The sequence below is a fragment of the Pseudonocardia sp. NPDC049154 genome (assembly GCF_040648315.1).
In the GTDB taxonomy this organism is placed as follows: domain Bacteria; phylum Actinomycetota; class Actinomycetes; order Mycobacteriales; family Pseudonocardiaceae; genus Pseudonocardia.
This window is the reverse complement of the sequence record NZ_JBEZDN010000008.1, coordinates 38103-56577: the sequence shown is the minus strand read 5'-3', so window position 1 is coordinate 56577 and position 18475 is coordinate 38103. Positions and strand designations below refer to the sequence as shown.

Below are 18475 nucleotides of genomic sequence, written 5' to 3'. Positions count from 1 at the left end.
TACCGGACCCGGCGGGGCGAGTCACACGGCGGCGAGCTCCAGGGCCTGCCGCGGGATGGTGGGCGTGCCCTGCCGCTCGGCCAGGTAGCGGCGCAGGGTGGTCAGGGCGCGGTGCTGGGTGACGCGGACGGAGCCGGGCGTCGAGCCCAGCACGGCCGCGGTCTCGGCCGCCGACAGGCCCTCGATGAGCCGCAGGCGCAGCACGTCGCGGTGCCGCTCGGGCAGGCGACCGAGCAGCCGCTGCACCATCCGTGCCTGCTCGGCACGCAGGCTCAGCTCGTCCGGGGCGTCGGCCGTCGAGACGCTGTCCGGCACCTCGTCGGTGAGGTCGATGCGGGAGATGCCGCGCCGCCGCACCGTGTCGACGATCTTGTTGCGGGCGATCGTGAACGCCAGCGCCAGGAAGGGACCCGAGTCGAGGTCCGCCTTCGGCAGCGCCTTGAACAGGGCGATCATCGTGTCCTGCGCCATGTCCTCGGCCGAGGTCGCGTCGCCGGCGCCCTGGGCGAGCCGCACGCGGCAGTAGCGCAGCACCGGCGGGTGCACCGCGGCCATCAGGTCCTCGCAGGCGCGGCGGTCGCCGGTCGCGGCTGCGCGGGCGAGCCGGTCGATCCGGGCGGAGGGCTCCTCGGTCGCGGGTGCCTGGTCGGCGGGGCGCATGACGTCCTTCCCGACGACCGGGGCGTCCGGCCGTCACAGGAGAGACTTCTCCGACCCGCCGCGCGGATACATCCGGCGAGCCTGCCGAGCGGGAGCGGTGCTGCCCGCGGGTCGAGGTGGTGCTGGCACCACCACCCGATCGGGTTCCGCTGCTCCGTCCGGGCTAACGCGAGCCCGCGGCCGTCGATAGCCCGGGTACCGGACGACGGAAGGGGCGGGACGTGACGGCGGGTGCGGTGGGACGGACGGCGATCGCGGGGACGGTGCTGGCGGCGCTGTCCGGCAGCACGATGACGGCGGTCTCGCTGTCCGCGACGAGCGCGCCCGTGCCGCTCCCGACCTTCGCCGCGGCCGCGGTCTCCGAGATCCCGGAGGCCCCCGAGGTCCCGGCCGCCCCCGTCGCGGCTCCCGAACCTGCGGGGGCCGGTGTCGTCGACGGCGGCACGCTCGCCGCGATCGCGCTCACTCCCGCGATCGCGGCCGCGGCGCAGCCCGTCGCGGCGCCGGTCCCCGCCGTCGCCGAGCCGGTGGCCGTGGCCCGGCGGCAGAGCGCCGCGGCGGACCGCCGCCCGGGTGAGGGCCGGCGCGAGCGGGAGCGGCAGGCCGTCGCCGAACGCCTGTCCCCGGACACCCGCGCGAACATCCGCCGCGCCTGCGCGATGGGGATGCTCGACGGGAACCTCTGCCGCCTGGGCTGACGTAGCACGGCGATCACCCCTGGTGGTGGCGCACGGGAACCGGAGCAGAGCCCCACGCACGTGTCCGATTCCCGCCAGAGCGGGGTGGCGCGGGGTGGCAGAGTCGTTCCCGTGCTGGACATCGAACGCTGCTACCGGGCCGTCGCCGCGCGCGACCCGCGGTTCGACGGCGTCTTCATCACGGCGGTGCGCACGACCGGCATCTACTGCCGGCCCTCGTGCCCCGCGACCACACCCAAGCGCCGCAACGTCGAGTTCTTCCCGACCGCGGCCGCCGCGCAGCAGCAGGGCTACCGGGCCTGCCGGCGCTGCCTGCCCGACGCCGTCCCGGGCTCACCGGACTGGAACAGCCGGTCCGACCTCGCCGCCCGGGCGATGCGGCTCATCGCCGACGGCCTCGTCGAACGCTCCGGGGTCGCCGGCCTGGCCACCGCGCTGGGCTACTCGGAGCGCCACCTGACCCGGATCGTCACCGCCGAGCTCGGGGCGGGGCCCTTGGCGCTGGCCCGGGCGCACCGCGCCCACACCGCCCGCCTGCTCATCGAGACGACGCCGATGTCGATGGCGGACATCGCGTTCGCCGCCGGCTTCGCGAGCGTCCGCCAGTTCAACGACACCGTGCGCGAGGTCTACGCGGTCACGCCGAGCGTGCTGCGGCGGGAGTCCTCCGGACGCGGCCCGACGCCCGTCGCCGGGACGCTGAGCCTGCGGCTCCCGCACCGCGAGCCGTTCGACGCCGATGGGCTCCTCGCCCACTTCGCCGGCCGCGCGCTGGCCGGGTCGGAGTCCGTGGCGGACGGGGTCTACCGGCGGACGCTGCGGCTGCCGCACGGCCCGGCCGTCGTCGCCCTGCGGCTCGGCGACCACACGCCGGGCCACGTGCGGGCGGAGCTGCGGCTCACCGAACCCCGCGACCTCGGCCCGGCGGTGGCGCGACTGCGCCGGCTGCTGGACCTCGACGCGGACCCCGTCGCCGTCGACGAGCTACTGGCCGCGGACCCGGCGCTGGCGTCCTCCGTGGCGTCGACGCCCGGGATCCGGCTGCCGGGGGCGGCGGACGGGCTCGAGATCGCCGTCAAGGCCCTGCTGGGCCAACAGGTCTCGGTGTCCGCGGCGCGCACGACGGGGGCCCGGCTCGTCGCCGCACTCGGCGACCCGCTGCCCGCGGAGCTCGCCGGGGACGGCCCGGACCGGCTCTTCCCGCCGGCCGACCGGCTCGCCGAGCAGGTGGCCGCGACGGTGGGCGGCCCCGCCCGCCGGGGCGCCGCCCTCGCGGCGCTCGCGTCGGCCGTCGCCGACGGCTCGCTCGTGCTCGACGCCGGACGCGATCCCGCCGGCCTGCGGGCGGACCTGCAGGCCCTGCCCGGCGTAGGCCCCTGGACCGCCGGCTACGTCGCGATGCGGCTGCTCGGCGACCCCGACGAACCCCTGGTGTCCGATCTCGCCGTCCGCCGCGGTGCCGCGGCGCTGGGCCTGCCGTCCGACGTGGACGGTCTGACCCGGCACGCCGCCCGCTGGCGGCCCTGGCGGTCGTACGCCGCGACCCACCTCTGGCGCGCCGCCGCCCGGCCGGCCGCCGACCCGACCGTCTGGAGGACGGCATGAGCACCTGCACGACCCTCGACACCCCCGACGGCCCGTTCACCGTGGTCGTCGCCGACGACGGGGCGGTCCTCGCCTCGGGCTGGACCGCCGACCTCGACGACCTGGTCCCGCTGGTGCACACCGCGATCCGGCCGTCCACCGTGGAGCCCGGTGCGGGCGGCGCGGCCGCCGACGCCGTGCGCGCCTACTACGCCGGCGAGCTGTCCGCCGTGGACGGCGTGCCGGTGCGGCAGCGGTCCGGCGCGTTCCTGGAGCACGCCTGGGACGTGCTGCGGCAGGTCCCGGCCGGTGGCCCGGTGACCTACACCGAGTTCGCCGCGAAGGCCGGCCGCCCGGCCGCGGTGCGCGCCGCCGCCTCGGCCTGCGCCCGCAACGCCGCCGCGCTCTTCGTGCCCTGCCACCGAGTCTTGCGCACCGACGGGTCGCTCGGCGGTTTCCGCTGGGGCCTGCCGGTCAAGCGGTCCCTGCTCGACCGCGAATCCCGCTGAGCGAACGGCGCTCTCGCTCACACCTACCGAGCCAGAGCGCCGCTCGTCCCCGCGACCGTGGTGAGCTAGCGGCGCCGTCGCTCACCTACTGAGCGAGAGCGCCGCTCGCTCCTGATCGGACGACGCCAGTGCGCGCCGGTGCGCGGTTTTGTCGGGGGTCGGGTGCACCCTGCTGATCGTGGATCTCTCGAACGCGTTGCCGCTCCTGCTCGCCGGGCTCCTCCTGGGCCTGGCGGTCGGGGGCGGGCTGGCGTGGCTGCTGGCCGGGGCGCGGCACCGGGTCGCCACCGCGGAGGCCGCCCGCGCCACCGCCACCGCGTCGGCGGGCGCCCGGGCCGAGGCCGCGGCCTTCCGGGCCGAGCGGACCGGGCTGATGGAGCGCATCGAGGAGCTGCACGAGGAGGTGCGCACCGCCACGGAGCGGCTGCGGCGCGCGGAGTCGGACGTGTCGGCCACCCGGGCCGCGCTGAGCAGCGAGCGCGAGGCAGCACTCGAGCGCGAGCGGCTGCTCACCGCGCGGGACGCGGAGCTGCGCGAGACCTTCCAGGCGCTCTCGGCGGAGGCGTTGTCCCGCAACAACGAGCAGTTCGTGAGCCTCGCCGAGGGCCGCATCCGGGAGGCCGCCGCCGCGCTGCACGCCAAGGCGGAGCAGGACGAGGCGGCCCGCTCCACCGCGATCGGCAAGCTGCTCGACCCGATGGCGGCGGCACTGCAGCGCGTCGAGGGCCAGCTGCGCACCGTCGAACGCGAGCGGGAGGCGGCGTACGCGGGGCTCGTCGAGCAGGTCAAGGCGATGGCGCAGAACTCGGAGAAGCTGCGCGGCGAGACCCGGCAGCTGGTCACGGCGCTGCGCGCGCCGCAGGTCCGCGGGCGCTGGGGCGAGCTGCAGCTGGAGCGGATCGTGCAGCTCGCGGGCATGGTCGAGCACTGCGACTTCGCCACCCAGGTGACCGGCGAGGGGGTGGCCGAGGGCCAGGGCGGGGTGCGGCCGGACATGCTCGTGCACCTGGCCGGCGGCAAGCAGATCGTGGTCGACGCCAAGGTGCCGTTCGCGGCGTACCTGGAGGCCGTGGAGACCGAGGACCCGACGGTGCACCGCGAGAAGCTCCAGTCGCACGCGCGGCAGTTGCGGGCGCACGTGGACCAGCTGTCGGCGAAGGCCTACTGGGCGGCGTTCGAGCCGACGCCCGAGTTCGTGGTGCTGTTCGTGCCGGGCGACCCGTTCCTGGAGGCGGCGCTGCGGGCCGACCCCGCACTGCTGGAGCACGCCTTCGGGCGCAACGTCGTGATCGCGACCCCCACCACGTTGATCGCGCTGCTGCGCACCGTCGCGTACGGATGGCGGCAGGAGGCGTTGGCGCGCAACGCCGCGCAGGTGCACCAGCTGGGGCGGGAGCTGCACGGCCGGCTCGCCACCATGGGCACGCACGTCGCCAAGCTCGGGCGCAGCCTCGACGGCGCGGTCGAGAGCTACAACCGCACCGTCTCCTCGCTCGAGGCGCGCGTGCTCGTCACCGCCCGGAGGCTCACCGAGCTCAAGGTGTCCGAGGGCGACCTCGAGGCACCGGCGCCGGTCGAGCGGGTCCCGCGGGCGGTGTCGGCGCCGGAGCTGGTCGCCTCCGCGGGCGAGTCGTTGATCGCGCTGCACGAGCTGGTGCCCGACCCGGGTGCGCGGGACGCGGGCCGGGAGACCACCCGGGAGGGTGACGGCGGCGGATGGCAGACGCGCGAGCAAGGCCCGGAGGGGCCACGGGCTACCGTGAACGGGTGACGTCGCGCGACCCCTCCCCGCGGTCCTCCGGCGGTTGGCCGGTCCCCGAACGGTCCGCGTTGGCCACGGTCCTCGGCATCCCGCCCCTGGCGGCGATCGCGCTCGCCGTGGTGCTCACCGCGCTCGGCGTGTTCGTCGACGTGCTGCGGATCGGCACCCTCGGCGTGGTGTTCGGGATCGCCTACGTGGTGGGCTGCGTGCTCGCCGTGGGCTGGGTGCGCCGCCGCAACCTCTTCGGCCCGATGGTGCAGCCGCCGCTGCTGGTGGCGGTGCTGGTGCCGGTGATCGTGCTGCTGGTCGGCCAGACCGGCCCCGGGCTCACCGAGACCGTGCTCATGGTCGGGGCGCCGCTGGTCAACGGATTCCCGATCATGGCGGTGGCCACCGGCCTCACGCTGCTCATCGGTCTGCTGCGGCTGATCGTGCAGCGCACCGGCCCGGACGACGCCGTCAGCCGGCTCGGCCGCCTCGGGGTGCGCGGCCGGGACCGGGACCTCCCGGACGACGAGGAGGAGGAGGACGAGCCGCGGGTCAGCGGGCGGCGCGGCTCGGCCGGAGCTCGCGGGGCAGGGCGAACGTCAGGGTCTCCTCGGCGGTCGTGACCTCCTCGACCGACTCCCAGCCGCGCTCGGCGAGGTAGTCGAGGACCCCGCGCACCAGCACCTCGGGCACCGACGCACCGCTCGTCACGCCGACGGTCCGCACGCCCTCGAGCCAGGACTCGTCGATCTCGCGGGCGTAGTCGATGAGGTACGAGGCGCCGGCCCCGGCCTGCAGGGCGACCTCGACCAGCCGCACCGAGTTCGACGAGTTCGGCGAGCCGACGACCAGGACGAGGTCGCACTGCGGGGCCATGGCCTTCACCGCGACCTGGCGGTTCTGGGTGGCGTAGCAGATGTCGTCGCTCGGCGGGTTCTGCAGCGTGGGGAAACGCTCGCGCAGGGCGGAGACGGTGTCCATGGTCTCGTCGACCGACAGCGTGGTCTGCGAGAGCCAGACCACCTTCTCCGGGTCCCGCACGGTGACCTTGTCCGCGTCGGCGGCGCTCTCCACCAGCTGGATGTGGGTGGGGGCCTCGCCGGAGGTGCCCTCGACCTCCTCGTGCCCCGCGTGCCCGACCAGCAGGATGTCGTAGTCCTCGCGGGCGTACCGCTTGGCCTCCTGGTGCACCTTGGTGACCAGCGGGCACGTCGCATCGATGGTCTTCAGCGAGCGGGCCCTGGCCTGGTCCTTCACCGCGGGGGACACCCCGTGCGCCGAGAAGACGACGATCGCGCCCTCGGGCACCTCGTCGGTCTCGTCGACGAACACGGCGCCGCGCTCGCTCAACGTCTCCACGACGTGCTTGTTGTGCACGATCTGCTTGCGCACGTACACGGGCGCGCCGTGCTGGTCCAGCGCCTGCTCGACCGCCTCCACCGCGCGGTCGACACCCGCGCAGTACCCGCGGGGCTTCGCGACGAGGACGCGCTTGCCGTCCGATCCGGCGGTACCACTCATGTCGACCAGGGTACGGGCGCCCGATCCCGGGCGCCGTGGGATGTGGGTGAGGTGACCCGCCCCGTGCTGCGGGGGGCGCCGATCACGGGGGACAATGCGTCCATGAGCCCGCTCCCGATGCCGGTGCGGATCGCCGCCGGCCTGGCCGCCACCGCCGTCGAGCAGGTCCGCGAGCTGCCGCGGCTGGTCGTCGAGTTCCCCGTGACCGCGGTCAGCCAGGCCCTCCAGGCGTCCATGCGCGTGCAGCAGAAGGTCACCGAGCTGGCGATCAAGGGCGACAAGGCCCTCGGCGCGTTCGGCCAGGCCCCGGAGGCCCCGGCCTGGGCGACCTTCGACGACGAGGTGGACGACTCCGCGACCAACGGCCACACCCCCGCCTCCCCGATCACCCCCAGCACCGACCTCGTGCCCGCGCCCGGCGCGGACGTCGAGCCCGCGGCCCCCGCCGACGAGCCGGCCGCACCGCAGGTCGAGGACCGGGTCGAGGGCGACCACCTCGCCCAGCCCGGCGACACCGTGGCCGGCGCGGCGATCGAGAGCATCGCCGAACAGACGCTGGGCGACGAGGCCGACACCCCGCCCGCGGTGCTGCCCGAGTACCCCGGCATGAACCTGCACCAGCTCCGCGGCAAGCTCCGCAAGCTCGACCTGCCCGGCCTGCAGGCGCTGCTGATCTGGGAGACCTCGCACGAGAACCGGCCGCCCTTCGTCACCATGCTGTCGAACCGGATCACCGCGGTCCGGGAGGGATGAGCGCCGGCCCGTCGACCGAGGAGTCGCCCTGGCCGGTCCGGACGGTCGCGCGGAAGATCTCCGAGTGGATCGACCGGCTGGGCGCGGTCTGGGTCGAGGGCCAGCTCGCACAGGTCACCGCCCGCGCCGGTACGGGGACCGCGTTCCTGACCCTGCGCGACCCGGTGGCGAACGTGTCGTTGCAGCTCACGGCCCCGATGGTGCTCGTCGCCGAGCAGCGCGAGGTGGTCGCCGAGGGCAACCGGGTGATCGTCCACGGCAAGCCCTCCTTCTTCCCGGGCCGCGGCACGCTGAGCCTGCGCGTGGACCGGATCCGGGCGGTCGGGCTCGGTGAGCTGCTGGCCCGCATCGAGCGGCTGCGCCGGCTGCTGGCCGCGGAGGGGCTGTTCGATCCCGCCCGCAAGCGCCGGCTGCCCTTCCTGCCGCAGCGGATCGGGCTGATCACCGGCCGGGCGTCGGCGGCGGAGCACGACGTCGTCAGCAACGCCCAGGCCCGCTGGCCGGCGGTGGAGTTCCGGATCGAGAACACCGCCACCCAGGGCGGGCTGGCCGTCGGGCAGATCGTCGAGGCGCTCGAGATCCTCGACCGCGACCCGGCGGTCGACGTCATCGTGCTCGCCCGCGGCGGGGGCAGCGTGGAGGACCTGCTGCCCTTCTCCGACGAGACGCTGTGCCGCGCCGTCGCCGCCTGCCGCACGCCGGTGGTGTCGGCGATCGGGCACGAGCCGGACACCCCGCTCGTCGACCACGTCGCCGACCTGCGGTGCTCCACCCCCACCGAGGCGGGCCGCCGGCTGGTGCCGGACCTCGCCGAGGAGATCGCGCGGATCACCGGGCTGCGCGACCGCGGCCGCCGCGCGCTGCACGGCTGGGTCGACCGCGAACAGCGGGTGCTCGACGCGCTGCGGGCCCGGCCCGTGCTCGCCGACCCGTTGCGGGACATGTCCCGTCGGCACGAGGAGCTGGAGCGGCTGCGGGCCGCGACCCGCGCCGCCGTCGAGCGGCGGGTGGAGCGCAACGGCGCCGAGATCGCGCACCTGCGGGCGCGGCTCACCGCGCTGGGCCCGGGCGCGACGCTCGCCCGCGGCTACGCGATCGTCCAGCGGGTGACCGGCGACGAGATCCTGCCGGTGCTGCGCTCGACCGCCGAGGTCGCGCCCGGCGACCGGCTGCGGATCAGGGTCGGCGACGGGACCGTCGGGGCGGCCGTGGAGGATGGTCGCGATGAGTGAGCGTCCCCCGGTGGGCGGGCTCGGCTACGAGCAGGCCCGCGACGAGCTGGTCGAGGTCGTGCGTGCCCTGGAGACGGGCGGGCTGGGCCTCGACGAGACCGTCGCGCTCTGGGAGCGCGGCGAGGCGTTGGCCACGCGGTGCGAGGAGTGCCTGGCCGGGGCGCGGGAGCGGGTGGAGAAGGCCCTCGCCGACGCCGAGGCCGAGGACTGACCCCTGCGGCTCAGTTCTGCTCGGCGCCCGCGGGAAGGGCCTGCCCGGCCACGGTCGCCCGGGCCAGCGCGGCGAAGTCCGCGTCCGTGCCGCTGCCGGTGACGAGCCAGCGGACCTGCGGGTCGTCCGGCGCGGTCGTGACGCGGAAGGGCTCGCCGCCCTCCTTCTGATAGGTCACCCAGCGCAGCCCGGCGGCGTCGGTCACCCCGGTGCCGGCCACCGGCCCGCCGGCCTCGGTCGCGACGAGGGCCTCCTCGCCGCCGTCGCTCTGCACGAGCCGGAGGTACTTGCCCTCCGGCGTGAGGTACCCGACCCGGACCGCGGTGCCGCCGCCGTCGACCGGGCTGCGGTCGGTGGAGTTGCTCCGCCAGCCCTGCGGCACGGCGGGGACGCGCAGCGGGAACTCGGAGGCCCGGGCGAACTCCGCGAGCCGGGCCGCCGCGTCGACCGTGGGCGCGCTGTTCGGGTCGACGGTCGGGCCGCCGGGCGCGAACGAGCAGGACCGCACCCCGCCGCCGACCGCGACGATCACCAGCAGGACCGCGAGGCACATCAGCATGTCCCGGGCGCGCAGCGATCCGCGCGACGGCTTGCCCGGGGGCGGCGGGCCCTGCGGGGCGGGGGACGGGTCGGCGCTCACCCCTCCATGGTCCCCCACCGCGCACGGCGATGTGCATGGCGTCCGTCGCTCTGCACCCCGTGCGGCGTCCGGTTCTGCGAGGATCGGACACGGATCCCCCGCCGCCGCCGAGCCCGCCGCGCGTGGCGGGGCCGGGGGTCGGCCGCGTTCGCCGACCCCTGCGATGCGACCGGTACACCCGAGCCAAGGAGGCCCGATGACTGGACCCAAGCCCGAGCGACGCCGCGAGGCCCCGGACCGCAACCTGGCCATGGAGCTGGTGCGCGTCACCGAGGCCGCCGCGATGGCGGCGGGCCGTTGGGTCGGCCGCGGCGACAAGAACGGCGGCGACGGGGCGGCCGTCGACGCCATGCGCCACCTGATCGGGACCGTGTCGATGCGCGGGATCGTGGTGATCGGCGAGGGCGAGAAGGACGAGGCGCCCATGCTCTACAACGGCGAGCAGGTCGGCAACGGCGAGGGCCCCTGGTGCGACGTCGCCGTCGACCCCATCGACGGCACCACGCTGATGGCCAAGGGCATGCCCAACGCCCTGGCCGTGCTCGCGGTCGCCGAGCGGGACGCGATGTTCGACCCGTCGGCCGTGTTCTACATGGAGAAGCTCGCGGTCGGCCCGGACGCGGCCGGCCACATCGACATCAGCAAGCCGGTGGGCGACAACATCCGCGCGGTGGCGAAGGCCAAGGAGATCGACGTCCGGGACGTCACGGTCACCATCCTCGACCGCCCGCGGCACGAGCAGCTCGTCAAGGACGTGCGCGACACCGGCGCCCGGATCCGGTTCATCTCCGACGGCGACGTGGCCGGCGCGATCGCCGCGGCCCGCCCGAGCACCGGTGTGGACATGCTGGTCGGCATCGGCGGCACCCCGGAGGGGATCATCGCCGCGGCCGCGCTCAAGTGCATGGGCGGGGAGATCCAGGGCCGGCTCTGGCCCAAGGACGACGAGGAGCGCTCCAAGGCGATGGCCGCGGGCCACGACCTCGACCGGGTGCTCACCACGAACGAGCTCGTGACCGGCGAGAACGTGTTCTTCTGCGCCACCGGCGTCACGGACGGGGACCTGCTGCGCGGCGTGCACTACCGCGCCGGCGGCTGCACGACCCAGTCCATCGTCATGCGGTCCAAGTCCGGCACGGTCCGGCTGATCGACGGCTACCACCGGCTCACGAAGCTGCGCGAGTACGCGTCGATCGACTTCGACAGCCCCACCCACGAGGACGTCGAGGCCCCGCCGCTGCCCTGACGGCGCGGCCCCGGACGGCGCTCGGAGGGCGGGCGTCACGGGGTGCCCGGTGCGGGGCCGTGCCCTGCCCCGCACCGGATCGGACACCCGCTGGGTGCCACCCCTGGGCCACCGCCCCTCCGGCGGCTCGACCTCATCGTGCTCCTTGCCCCCGACGGAGGCATCGACAACTTTGCGTATCCGCCCGTTCGGCCGAACGAGGGAGGCTGATCGCCTCTCAGGGGCATGTTCGAGCGGGTCCGCTCGGCTCAGGCGGCGACCAGACCCAGCCGTTGTGCGGCGAGTACAGCGGTGAGCCGGTCCGCCACGCCGAGCTTGGAGTAGCAGCGCTCGAGGTGCTTGTGCACGGTGCGCTCGGCGATGTCGAGCCGCCGCGCGATGGCCCCGGCGGTCAGCCCCTCGGCCAGCAGCCCGAGCACCGACCGCTCACGCGGGGTGAGGCGGATGGCGCTGGCGACGTCGCGGCCCGACGGCGAGGCGTTGCGCAGCGCGGCCGAGTAGGCGCGGGCCTGGCGGTCGAGCCCGACGACGAGGCGCCAGATGCGGTCCGCGAGCCGCAGCTCGGACGGGGCGAAGACCTCGGGCCTGCCGACGACCAGCAGGCGCGGGTGGTCGGGTCCGCCGGTGGGCAGGCACAGCTGCTCCGCCACGCCGCAGGCCTGCGCCAGCGCCGCTCCCTCGCCGTAGACCCGCCGGTCCGTGAAGTGCCCCGGGACGTCGGCGAGCTGGACCGGGCGGACGTCCGCGGTCGCGAGGAAGTACCGGGCGATCGGGTTCTCCACGGCGTGCGAGGCGCTCCACGTGAGCATGTCCTCGCGGTGGCCCTCGAGGGCGGCGTCGAGCGGGTAGATCTCCCCGTCCGCCGTGCCGTCCGGGCCGAGCTCGGCGGTCCCCACGGCCGGCGCCCCGAACGTCTCCTGCAGCATTCTCGTGACGCGATCCAGCGGCAGCTCCGTCAGCGGCTCCCGCAACAGCTCGGCGGTGAACTCCAACCAGTCCCCGTCGTCCCGACCTGTCATGGCGTCCTCGACCCCCTCCGTCGACACCGCCTGTGTAATGGCTCCGATACGGAGAGCTGATCGTTACCGCTGTACATACCCCCGCCGACCGATTCCGCCCGCCCGGTCCAAACCCCTGCGCCGGGCGCGCGAACGGGATACCACGGAGGATGTAATCCCGGTCATCGGACCGAGCGGTAAGGGCACCCTCAGGCGGAGGATGAGGTCATGAGCGACGACGCGGCCGGCGGCACCGGCGACTTCCGCATCGAGCACGACACCATGGGCGAGGTCCGGGTCCCCGCGACCGCCCTCTACCGTGCGCAGACCCAGCGTGCCGTCGAGAACTTCCCGATCTCCGGGCGCGGCCTCGAGCGCGCGCAGATCCGCGCGCTCGGCCTGGTCAAGGGCGCGGCGGCGCGGGTGAACGGGCGGATCGGGGTGCTCGACGAGAAGCTGGCCGGCGCGATCGCCGAGGCCGCCGACGAGGTCGCCGCGGGCGAGCACGACGGGCACTTCCCGGTCGACGTCTTCCAGACCGGCTCCGGCACCTCGTCGAACATGAACGCCAACGAGGTGATCGCGACGCTGGCCACCCGGGCGTCCGGGCAGGACGTGCACCCGAACGACCACGTCAACGCCTCGCAGTCGTCGAACGACGTCTTCCCGACCACGATCCACCTGGCCGCCACCGAGGCGCTGGCCACGGACGTCGTGCCGGCACTGAAGCACCTGGCCGCGACCCTGCGCACCCGCGCCGAGGACTGGGCCGAGGTCGTGAAGGCCGGCCGCACGCACCTGATGGACGCCGTGCCGATCACGCTCGGCCAGGAGGCCGGCGGCTGGGCCACCCAGGCCGAGTACGGCGCCGCCCGGGTCCGGGACGTCCTGCCCCGGCTCGGCCAGCTGCCGATCGGCGGCACCGCGGTCGGCACCGGGCTGAACGCGCCGGAGGGCTTCGGCGCCGGCGTCGTCGAGGAGCTGCGGTCCGCGACCGGGCTCGACGCGCTGTCCGAGGCGCCCGACCACATCGAGGCCCAGGGCTCGCGCGACGGGCTGGTCGAGGCCTCCGGCGCGCTGCGCACCGTCGCCGTGTCGCTCTACAAGATCGCCAACGACCTGCGGTGGCTCTCCTCGGGCCCGCGCACCGGGCTCGCCGAGGTGCACCTGCCCGACCTGCAGCCCGGTTCGTCGATCATGCCCGGCAAGGTCAACCCGGTGATCTGCGAGGCGACGATGATGGTCGCCGCCCAGGTCATCGGCAACGACGCGACCGTCGCCTTCTCCGGCAGCCAGGGCAACCTCGAGCTCAACGTGATGATGCCGGTCATGGCGCGCAACGTCCTCGAGTCCGCGCGGCTGCTGTCGAACGTCGCGCGGCTGCTCGCCGACAAGGTCGTCGCCGGCGCCGAGGCCGACCTCGACCGCACCCGCGAGTACGCCGAGTCCTCGCCGTCGATCGTCACGCCGCTGAACAAGTACATCGGCTACGAGGAGGCGGCGTCGATCGCCAAGCAGTCGCTCAAGGAGCGCCGCACCATCCGCGAGGTGGTGCTGGAGCGCGGGCACGTGGAGAGCGGCAAGCTCACCGAGGAGCAGCTCGACAGCGCGCTCGACGTGCTGCGGATGGCCCGCGGAGGGCGGTAGCCCGACCCTCGGCACGGAGGGCGGTAGCCCGACCCTCGGCACGGAGGGCGGTAGAACCGGCCGCTACACCAGGTGCAGCGCCTGGGCGCGTAGCACGGCGGAGAGGCGGTCGGTCACGCCGAGCTTCACGTAGCAGCGCTCCAGGTGCTTCTGGACGGTGCGCGGTGAGATGTCGAGCCGCCGCGCGATCGTGCCCGCGGTGAGGCCCTGCGCGAGCAGCCCGAGGACGGCCCGCTCGCGCGGGGTCAGCGGGATCTCCGCCGTGCCCAGCCCCTTGCCGGCGGTCACCACGGCCAACGCCGTGATCTGCCGTTCCAGCCCGGTGAGCAGCCGCCACAGCCGCTCGACGAAGGCCTCCTCGGCCGGGGACCAGGGCTCGGTCCGCCCGAGCACGAACGACCGCGCGAGCCGCGGCGTCGCGCGCAGCGGCAGCGAGAGCTGGTTCGGCGCGGCGCACGACTCGGCCAGGTCGCGGCCGCCGTCGCGGTCCCACCGGTCCGTGAACTCAGCCGGGACGGCCCGGGTCTGGCGGGGCACCCAGAGCCCGGAGGAGAGGTGGAAGCGCAGCAGCGGGTGCTCGGCGGGCGCCCGGTACGCGCTCCACTCGGCCAGCTCGGCGAAGTGCTCGCCGAGCCCGCCGTCGAGCCAGACGTGGCGCACCGGCTCGTCGGGCACGACCTCGCTGTAGGTGACCCCGGCGGTCTCGAAGGTGCGGGCGAGCGCCTCGGCCAGCCGGTTCACCGGCATCTCGACCAGCGGCTCCGTCATCAGGGCGGCGACGAGCTCCATCCACTCCCGCTCGGCCCGCGTGCCCATCACCCCTCCTGCCCCGCCCCGAGGGAAGAGCGCGCGGCCCCGTCCCGTGATGCGCCGCCCGGGACTGTTCGGCCGCCGGGCCCGCGGGGTTAACCCCGGGCCGTGTCGACCTTCCCGTCACACCTCGGTAACGGCCCTCCCGGGAAGACGCCCGGAGTATAGGAGTCTTCTGCGCGGAAGATCGGCTGTCCCCCGGCCGGACGACGGCGCGCCACCCGATCGACGGCCGCCGGTCACCCCGCGGCCGCCCGGACGGGTGAGGCTTCGCCGGGCGGCGCGCGGCCGCCGGGAGTGTTCGGTGAGGAGAGCGATGAACGTGCGGAAGAGGTGGGGCCGGGCCGGCGCGCTGGCGGCGTGCGTGGCGGCGGTGGCCCTGGCGGCCACGGCGTGTGTGAGCTCGGGCGGCGGGGGCGGCGGCTCCTCCGAGTCCGGCGGCTGGGCCACGGCCACCTCGGCACAGGCGGGCGGCGGCATGGACGCGCTCGTGCAGGCGGCGAAGCAGGAGGGCCAGCTCAACGTCATCGCGCTGCCGCCGGACTGGGCGAACTACGGCGCCATCATCAAGGCGTTCGGCGACAAGTACGGGATCACCGTGAACTCGGCGAACCCGGAGGGCTCGAGCCAGGACGAGATCAACGCCGTCAACCAGCTCGGCACCCAGGACCGGGCGCCCGACGTGCTGGACCTCGGCCAGGCGTTCGCCACCGGCAACACCCAGCTCTTCGCCCCCTACCAGGTCGCGACCTGGAACGACATCCCCGCGGCCAACAAGGACGCGAACGGCGCCTGGGTCAACGACTACGGCGGCTACATCTCGATCGGCTGCAACGCGGAGCTGGTCGCGAACTGCCCCACCACGATCGCCGACCTCGCGAAGCCCGAGTACAAGGGCCAGGTCGCGATCAACGGCGACCCGACGCAGGCCGCGGCCGGATTCGCCTCCGTGTGGGCCGGCGCGCTGGCCAACGGCGGCTCGCTCGATGACATCACGCCCGGCGTGAACTTCTTCGGCCAGCTCGCCAAGAGCGGCAACCTGCTGAAGGTCGACCCGAACGCGGCGACCATCGAGAGCGGGCAGACGCCGATCGTCCTGGACTGGGACTACACCAACGTCGCGCAGGCCGAGAAGGTCAAGGCCGGCTTCGAGTGGAAGGTCACCGTGCCGTCCGACGGGCTGTTCGCCGAGTTCTACTCGCAGGCGGTCAACAAGAACGCGCCGCACCCGGCCGCGGCCCGGCTCTGGCAGGAGTTCCTGTACTCCGACGAGGGCCAGAACCTGTGGCTGGCCGGCAAGGCCCGTCCGGTCCGGCTGCCGCAGATGCAGCAGGCCGGCACCGCCACGCCGGAGCTGGTCGCCGCGCTGCCGCCGGTCCAGGGCACCGCGCAGTACCCCACGCAGGCGCAGACCGACCAGGCCAAGCAGGTGGTCGCCCAACAGTGGGCCACCGCCACGGCCTGAGCCCGGCCGTCCCGCTGTGTCATCCCTCCTCGACACGCCCGCCGCCGCTCCGGACGCGCCCGCCGCACGCCCGGAGCGGCGGTGGCGCGCCGCGCTGGGGCTGCTGCCCTTCGCGCTCTACTTCCTGGTCTTCCTCGGCGGCCCGCTGTACTTCGTGATCAGCGGCGCCTTCACCGACGCCGACGGCCGCCCCACGTTGGGCAACCTCGTCGCGTCCCTGACCTCCCCGCAGTACCTGCTCGCCTTCCGGCAGAGCCTGCTGCTGTCCGCGGTCACGGCGGTGATCGGCGCGGTGTTCGGCACCTTCCTGGCCCAGGCGGTGCTCACGGCCCGGCCGCGCTCGCCGTTGCGCCGCACCGTCTCCACCGCCTCGGGTGTACTCGCCTACTTCGGCGGCGTGCCGCTGGCGTTCGCGTTCATCGCCGCGCTGGGGCAGACCGGCCTGGCGACGGCCTGGCTGCGGTCGGCGGGGATCGACCTGTACGCGTCGGGCTTCCGGATCGACTCGCTGACCGGCCTCGCCCTGACCTACGTCTACTTCCAGATCCCGCTCATGGTCATCCTGATCACGCCCGCCCTGGAGGGTCTGCTGCCGCAGTGGCGGGAGGCGGCGGAGAACCTGGGCGCGTCGGCCTGGTCGTACTGGCGGCTGGTGGCGCTGCCGGTGCTGGCGCCCGCCTTCGCCGGCGCCACGCTGGTCCTGTTCGGCAACGCCTTCGCCGCCTACGCCACCGCCCTGGCCCTGACCAGCGGTTCCATCCCGCTCGTGCCGACGGCGATCGCGTCGGCGCTGTCCGGCAACGTGCTCGTCGGGCAGGCCAACGTCGGCCTGGCGCTCGGTCTCGACATGGTGGTGGTGATCGCGATCGTGATGGTCGCGTACCTGTGGCTGCAGCGGCGCGCCGCGCGCTGGAGCCGGCGGTGACGCGGGGGCGGCGCTGGCGGGTCGTCGTGCTCGCCCTGGCCGCGCTCTACTTCCTGGTTCCGCTGATCGCGTCCGCGGAGTTCAGCCTCCGCGCGCCCGGCGGCGGCTACGGCGTCGCGAACTACACCCGCATCGCCGAGGACCCGGTCCTGCTCTCCGCGTTGTTCACCTCGCTGCGGATCGCCGTGCTGACCGCGGTGATCGTGCTGCTCCTGGTGGTCCCGACGGCGGTGTGGGTCCGGCTGCGGTTCCCGTCGCTGGCCGCCGTGCTGGAGAGCGCGACGATCCTCCCGATCGTCATCCCGCCCGTGGTGATGGCGGCCGGCATCGCGTTCGTGCAGGCCAACCTGGGCGGGCCGGTGTTCCGGGCGCTGTTCGACTCGTCGACCAGCGCGCTCACGCCCTTCTACGTGATCCTCGCGCTGCCGTTCGCCTACCGCGCCGTGGACAACGGGCTCGCCGCGATCCCGCTGCGGACCCTCGTCGAGGCCGCCCGCAACCTCGGCGCCGGGATGACGACGGCTCTGGTCCGCGTGGTCCTGCCCGCGATCCGCAGCGCGGTGCTCGGCGCCGCCTTCCTCACCCTGGCGCTGGTGCTGGGCGAGATCGTGATCGCGCGGATCCTGCTCTACACCGACACCTTCCCGATCGCCGTCGTGGAGACCGGCCGCAGCGCCGCGGGGGTGTCGGTGGCCCTGTCCCTGGCCAGCCTGCTGCTCACCTGGGTGTTGCTCCTGGCTGTGTCGTTCGTCGGCTCCCGCCGGAGGCGGAACCCGTGAAGCCGACCATCGCTGCGGAGGAGATCGTGACCGCTGTGCAGAAGTCCCCCGCGGAGACGGCGACGGACGCCGCCGTCGAGTTCCGGGGTGTGAGCCGGCTGTTCGGCGAGACCCGCGCGCTCGACGGGCTCGACCTGGCCCTGCGCCGCGGCGAGCTGCTGGCCCTGCTCGGCCCCTCCGGCTGCGGCAAGACGACGGCGCTGCGCCTGCTCGCCGGGTTCGACCGGCCGACGAGCGGGGAGATCCGCATCGACGGGCGGGACGTCACCGGAGTCCCGGCGAGCAGGCGCGACACCGGGATGGTGTTCCAGGCCTACAGCCTGTTCCCGACGATGACGGCGGCGGAGAACGTCGCCTTCGGCCTGCGGATGCGCAAGGTCGGCGGGGCCGAGCGGGGGCGGCGGGCGGCCGAGCTGCTGGAGCTGGTCGGGCTCGGCGACCGCGGCGGCTCCTACCCGCACGAGCTCTCCGGCGGCCAGCAGCAGCGGGTGGCGCTGGCGCGGGCGCTCGCCGTGCGGCCGAGCGTGCTGCTGCTCGACGAGCCGCTCTCCGCGCTCGACGCCCGGGTGCGCGTGCAGCTGCGCGACGAGATCCGCCGGCTGCAGCTCGCGGAGGGGATCACCACGCTGTTCGTCACGCACGACCAGTCGGAGGCGCTCGCCGTCGCCGACCGGGTCGCGGTGCTCAACGCGGGGCGGATGGAGCAGGTCGACGTGCCGCAGGAGGTCTACGCGCGGCCCGCGACCCCGTTCGTCGCCGAGTTCGTGGGCGTCATGAACATCGTCCCGGTCTCGGACGGCCGGATCACCCCGGGCGCGGCGGAGACCACCCAGGTCCGCCCGGAGGCGCTGCTCGTCGGCGCGCCGGACGGCCTCCCGGGCACCGTGCTGACCAGCACCTTCCTCGGCCCGGTGACCCGGCTGGTGATCCGCACCGAGGTCGGTGAGCTGACGGCCGACGCCGTCACCCGCCCCGGCCTCCCCGCGATCGGCGCGGACACCACGGTCCAGATCAGCGGCTGACGCCGCCTGTGCGCGGTAAGTGGTG

General features: G+C 74.8%; 19 protein-coding genes. 14 read left to right on the top strand and 5 right to left on the bottom strand.

Features of this window, described 5'->3' with window-relative positions; translation table 11 throughout:
* Positions 1-21: 21 nt before the first annotated feature.
* Positions 22-660 (bottom strand): sigma-70 family RNA polymerase sigma factor, encoded by a 639-nt coding sequence (locus tag AB0B41_RS06875; protein ID WP_358199831.1) that lies wholly within the window; start codon positions 658-660, stop codon positions 22-24.
* 221 nt (positions 661-881) lie between these two features.
* On the opposite strand from AB0B41_RS06875, the gene AB0B41_RS06870 reads away from it, so the two are divergent.
* The 5 genes from AB0B41_RS06870 (at position 882) to AB0B41_RS06850 (ending at position 5824) form a co-directional block, all read left to right on the top strand.
* The gene (locus AB0B41_RS06870) at positions 882-1358 is read left to right on the top strand and encodes a hypothetical protein (RefSeq protein WP_358199829.1); all 477 of its coding nucleotides are present in this window, start codon (positions 882-884) and stop codon (positions 1356-1358) included.
* Positions 1359-1469: 111 nt separating this feature from the next.
* Complete coding sequence (locus AB0B41_RS06865; RefSeq protein WP_358199827.1) at positions 1470-2963, top strand: AlkA N-terminal domain-containing protein; 1494 nt, start codon at positions 1470-1472, stop codon at positions 2961-2963.
* Positions 2960-3451 carry a methylated-DNA--[protein]-cysteine S-methyltransferase gene (locus AB0B41_RS06860; RefSeq protein ID WP_358199825.1) on the top strand — a complete coding sequence of 164 codons (492 nt, stop codon included), beginning with the start codon at positions 2960-2962 and terminating at the stop codon, positions 3449-3451. The genes AB0B41_RS06865 and AB0B41_RS06860 overlap by 4 nt, the downstream gene beginning before the upstream one ends.
* Before the next feature lie 178 nt (positions 3452-3629).
* Positions 3630-5222: a DNA recombination protein RmuC gene (rmuC, locus tag AB0B41_RS06855; protein WP_358199823.1), complete on the top strand. Its 1593-nt coding sequence runs from the start codon at positions 3630-3632 to the stop codon at positions 5220-5222.
* A complete protein-coding gene (locus AB0B41_RS06850; protein ID WP_358199821.1) occupies positions 5219-5824 on the top strand; it encodes a DUF6542 domain-containing protein in 606 nt (201 codons plus the stop codon). Before rmuC ends, AB0B41_RS06850 begins: the two co-directional genes overlap by 4 nt.
* On the opposite strand, the gene AB0B41_RS06845 is transcribed toward AB0B41_RS06850, so the two are convergent.
* On the bottom strand, positions 5754-6722 hold the full coding sequence (locus AB0B41_RS06845) for a 4-hydroxy-3-methylbut-2-enyl diphosphate reductase (RefSeq protein WP_358199819.1): 969 nt from the start codon (positions 6720-6722) through the stop codon (positions 5754-5756). The two genes, AB0B41_RS06850 and AB0B41_RS06845, sit on opposite strands and share 71 nt — an antisense overlap.
* Before the next feature lie 102 nt (positions 6723-6824).
* Between AB0B41_RS06845 and AB0B41_RS06840 the strand changes: the two genes are divergently transcribed.
* The 3 genes from AB0B41_RS06840 to AB0B41_RS06830 are packed head-to-tail and all read left to right on the top strand — an operon-like array spanning position 6825 to position 8918.
* Complete coding sequence (locus AB0B41_RS06840; protein WP_358199816.1) at positions 6825-7475, top strand: lipid droplet-associated protein; 651 nt, start codon at positions 6825-6827, stop codon at positions 7473-7475.
* Positions 7472-8707: an exodeoxyribonuclease VII large subunit gene (xseA, locus tag AB0B41_RS06835; RefSeq protein ID WP_358199814.1), complete on the top strand. Its 1236-nt coding sequence runs from the start codon at positions 7472-7474 to the stop codon at positions 8705-8707. Before AB0B41_RS06840 ends, xseA begins: the two co-directional genes overlap by 4 nt.
* The gene (locus AB0B41_RS06830) at positions 8700-8918 is read left to right on the top strand and encodes an exodeoxyribonuclease VII small subunit (RefSeq protein ID WP_358199812.1); all 219 of its coding nucleotides are present in this window, start codon (positions 8700-8702) and stop codon (positions 8916-8918) included. The genes xseA and AB0B41_RS06830 overlap by 8 nt, the downstream gene beginning before the upstream one ends.
* Positions 8919-8928: 10 nt before the next feature.
* Here the strand turns inward: AB0B41_RS06830 and AB0B41_RS06825 are convergent, their stop codons facing one another.
* Positions 8929-9558: a DUF4245 domain-containing protein gene (locus AB0B41_RS06825; RefSeq protein ID WP_358199810.1), complete on the bottom strand. Its 630-nt coding sequence runs from the start codon at positions 9556-9558 to the stop codon at positions 8929-8931.
* Between the two features lie 196 nt (positions 9559-9754).
* Between AB0B41_RS06825 and glpX the strand changes: the two genes are divergently transcribed.
* Positions 9755-10804: a class II fructose-bisphosphatase gene (gene glpX, locus AB0B41_RS06820; protein ID WP_358199807.1), complete on the top strand. Its 1050-nt coding sequence runs from the start codon at positions 9755-9757 to the stop codon at positions 10802-10804.
* A 248-nt stretch (positions 10805-11052) separates the two neighbouring features.
* Here the strand turns inward: glpX and AB0B41_RS06815 are convergent, their stop codons facing one another.
* Positions 11053-11823, bottom strand: coding sequence for a helix-turn-helix domain-containing protein (locus AB0B41_RS06815; RefSeq protein ID WP_358199805.1), 771 nt, complete (start codon positions 11821-11823; stop codon positions 11053-11055).
* Between the two features lie 207 nt (positions 11824-12030).
* Between AB0B41_RS06815 and AB0B41_RS06810 the strand changes: the two genes are divergently transcribed.
* Entirely contained in the window at positions 12031-13449 is a 1419-nt protein-coding gene (locus AB0B41_RS06810) for a class II fumarate hydratase (RefSeq protein WP_358199803.1), read from the top strand.
* Between the two features lie 63 nt (positions 13450-13512).
* Here the strand turns inward: AB0B41_RS06810 and AB0B41_RS06805 are convergent, their stop codons facing one another.
* Complete coding sequence (locus AB0B41_RS06805) at positions 13513-14265, bottom strand: LuxR C-terminal-related transcriptional regulator (protein WP_358199801.1); 753 nt, start codon at positions 14263-14265, stop codon at positions 13513-13515.
* A 310-nt stretch (positions 14266-14575) separates the two neighbouring features.
* Between AB0B41_RS06805 and AB0B41_RS06800 the strand changes: the two genes are divergently transcribed.
* From AB0B41_RS06800 to AB0B41_RS06785, 4 genes are read left to right on the top strand one after another with little or no spacing between them, the layout of a single operon-like run.
* Positions 14576-15724, top strand: a complete 1149-nt coding sequence (locus AB0B41_RS06800; RefSeq protein ID WP_358199799.1) for an ABC transporter substrate-binding protein — start codon at positions 14576-14578, stop codon at positions 15722-15724.
* A 16-nt stretch (positions 15725-15740) separates the two neighbouring features.
* Entirely contained in the window at positions 15741-16649 is a 909-nt protein-coding gene (locus AB0B41_RS06795) for an ABC transporter permease (RefSeq protein ID WP_358199797.1), read from the top strand.
* Positions 16646-17428 (top strand): ABC transporter permease subunit, encoded by a 783-nt coding sequence (locus AB0B41_RS06790; RefSeq protein ID WP_358199795.1) that lies wholly within the window; start codon positions 16646-16648, stop codon positions 17426-17428. Before AB0B41_RS06795 ends, AB0B41_RS06790 begins: the two co-directional genes overlap by 4 nt.
* On the top strand, positions 17425-18450 hold the full coding sequence (locus AB0B41_RS06785) for an ABC transporter ATP-binding protein (RefSeq protein ID WP_358199793.1): 1026 nt from the start codon (positions 17425-17427) through the stop codon (positions 18448-18450). The genes AB0B41_RS06790 and AB0B41_RS06785 overlap by 4 nt, the downstream gene beginning before the upstream one ends.
* Positions 18451-18475 lie beyond the last annotated feature (25 nt).

Coding starts and splice junctions, on each gene's coding strand:
- AB0B41_RS06800 (WP_358199799.1), top strand. CDS start 14,576: ATGAACGTGCGGAAGAGGTGGGGCCGGGCCGGCGCGCTGGCGGCGTGC.
- AB0B41_RS06810 (WP_358199803.1), top strand. CDS start 12,031: ATGAGCGACGACGCGGCCGGCGGCACCGGCGACTTCCGCATCGAGCAC.
- AB0B41_RS06830 (WP_358199812.1), top strand. CDS start 8,700: ATGAGTGAGCGTCCCCCGGTGGGCGGGCTCGGCTACGAGCAGGCCCGC.
- xseA (WP_358199814.1), top strand. CDS start 7,472: ATGAGCGCCGGCCCGTCGACCGAGGAGTCGCCCTGGCCGGTCCGGACG.
- AB0B41_RS06845 (WP_358199819.1), bottom strand. CDS start 6,722: ATGAGTGGTACCGCCGGATCGGACGGCAAGCGCGTCCTCGTCGCGAAG.
- AB0B41_RS06840 (WP_358199816.1), top strand. CDS start 6,825: ATGAGCCCGCTCCCGATGCCGGTGCGGATCGCCGCCGGCCTGGCCGCC.
- AB0B41_RS06815 (WP_358199805.1), bottom strand. CDS start 11,823: ATGACAGGTCGGGACGACGGGGACTGGTTGGAGTTCACCGCCGAGCTG.
- AB0B41_RS06860 (WP_358199825.1), top strand. CDS start 2,960: ATGAGCACCTGCACGACCCTCGACACCCCCGACGGCCCGTTCACCGTG.
- glpX (WP_358199807.1), top strand. CDS start 9,755: ATGACTGGACCCAAGCCCGAGCGACGCCGCGAGGCCCCGGACCGCAAC.
- AB0B41_RS06805 (WP_358199801.1), bottom strand. CDS start 14,265: ATGGGCACGCGGGCCGAGCGGGAGTGGATGGAGCTCGTCGCCGCCCTG.
- AB0B41_RS06875 (WP_358199831.1), bottom strand. CDS start 660: ATGCGCCCCGCCGACCAGGCACCCGCGACCGAGGAGCCCTCCGCCCGG.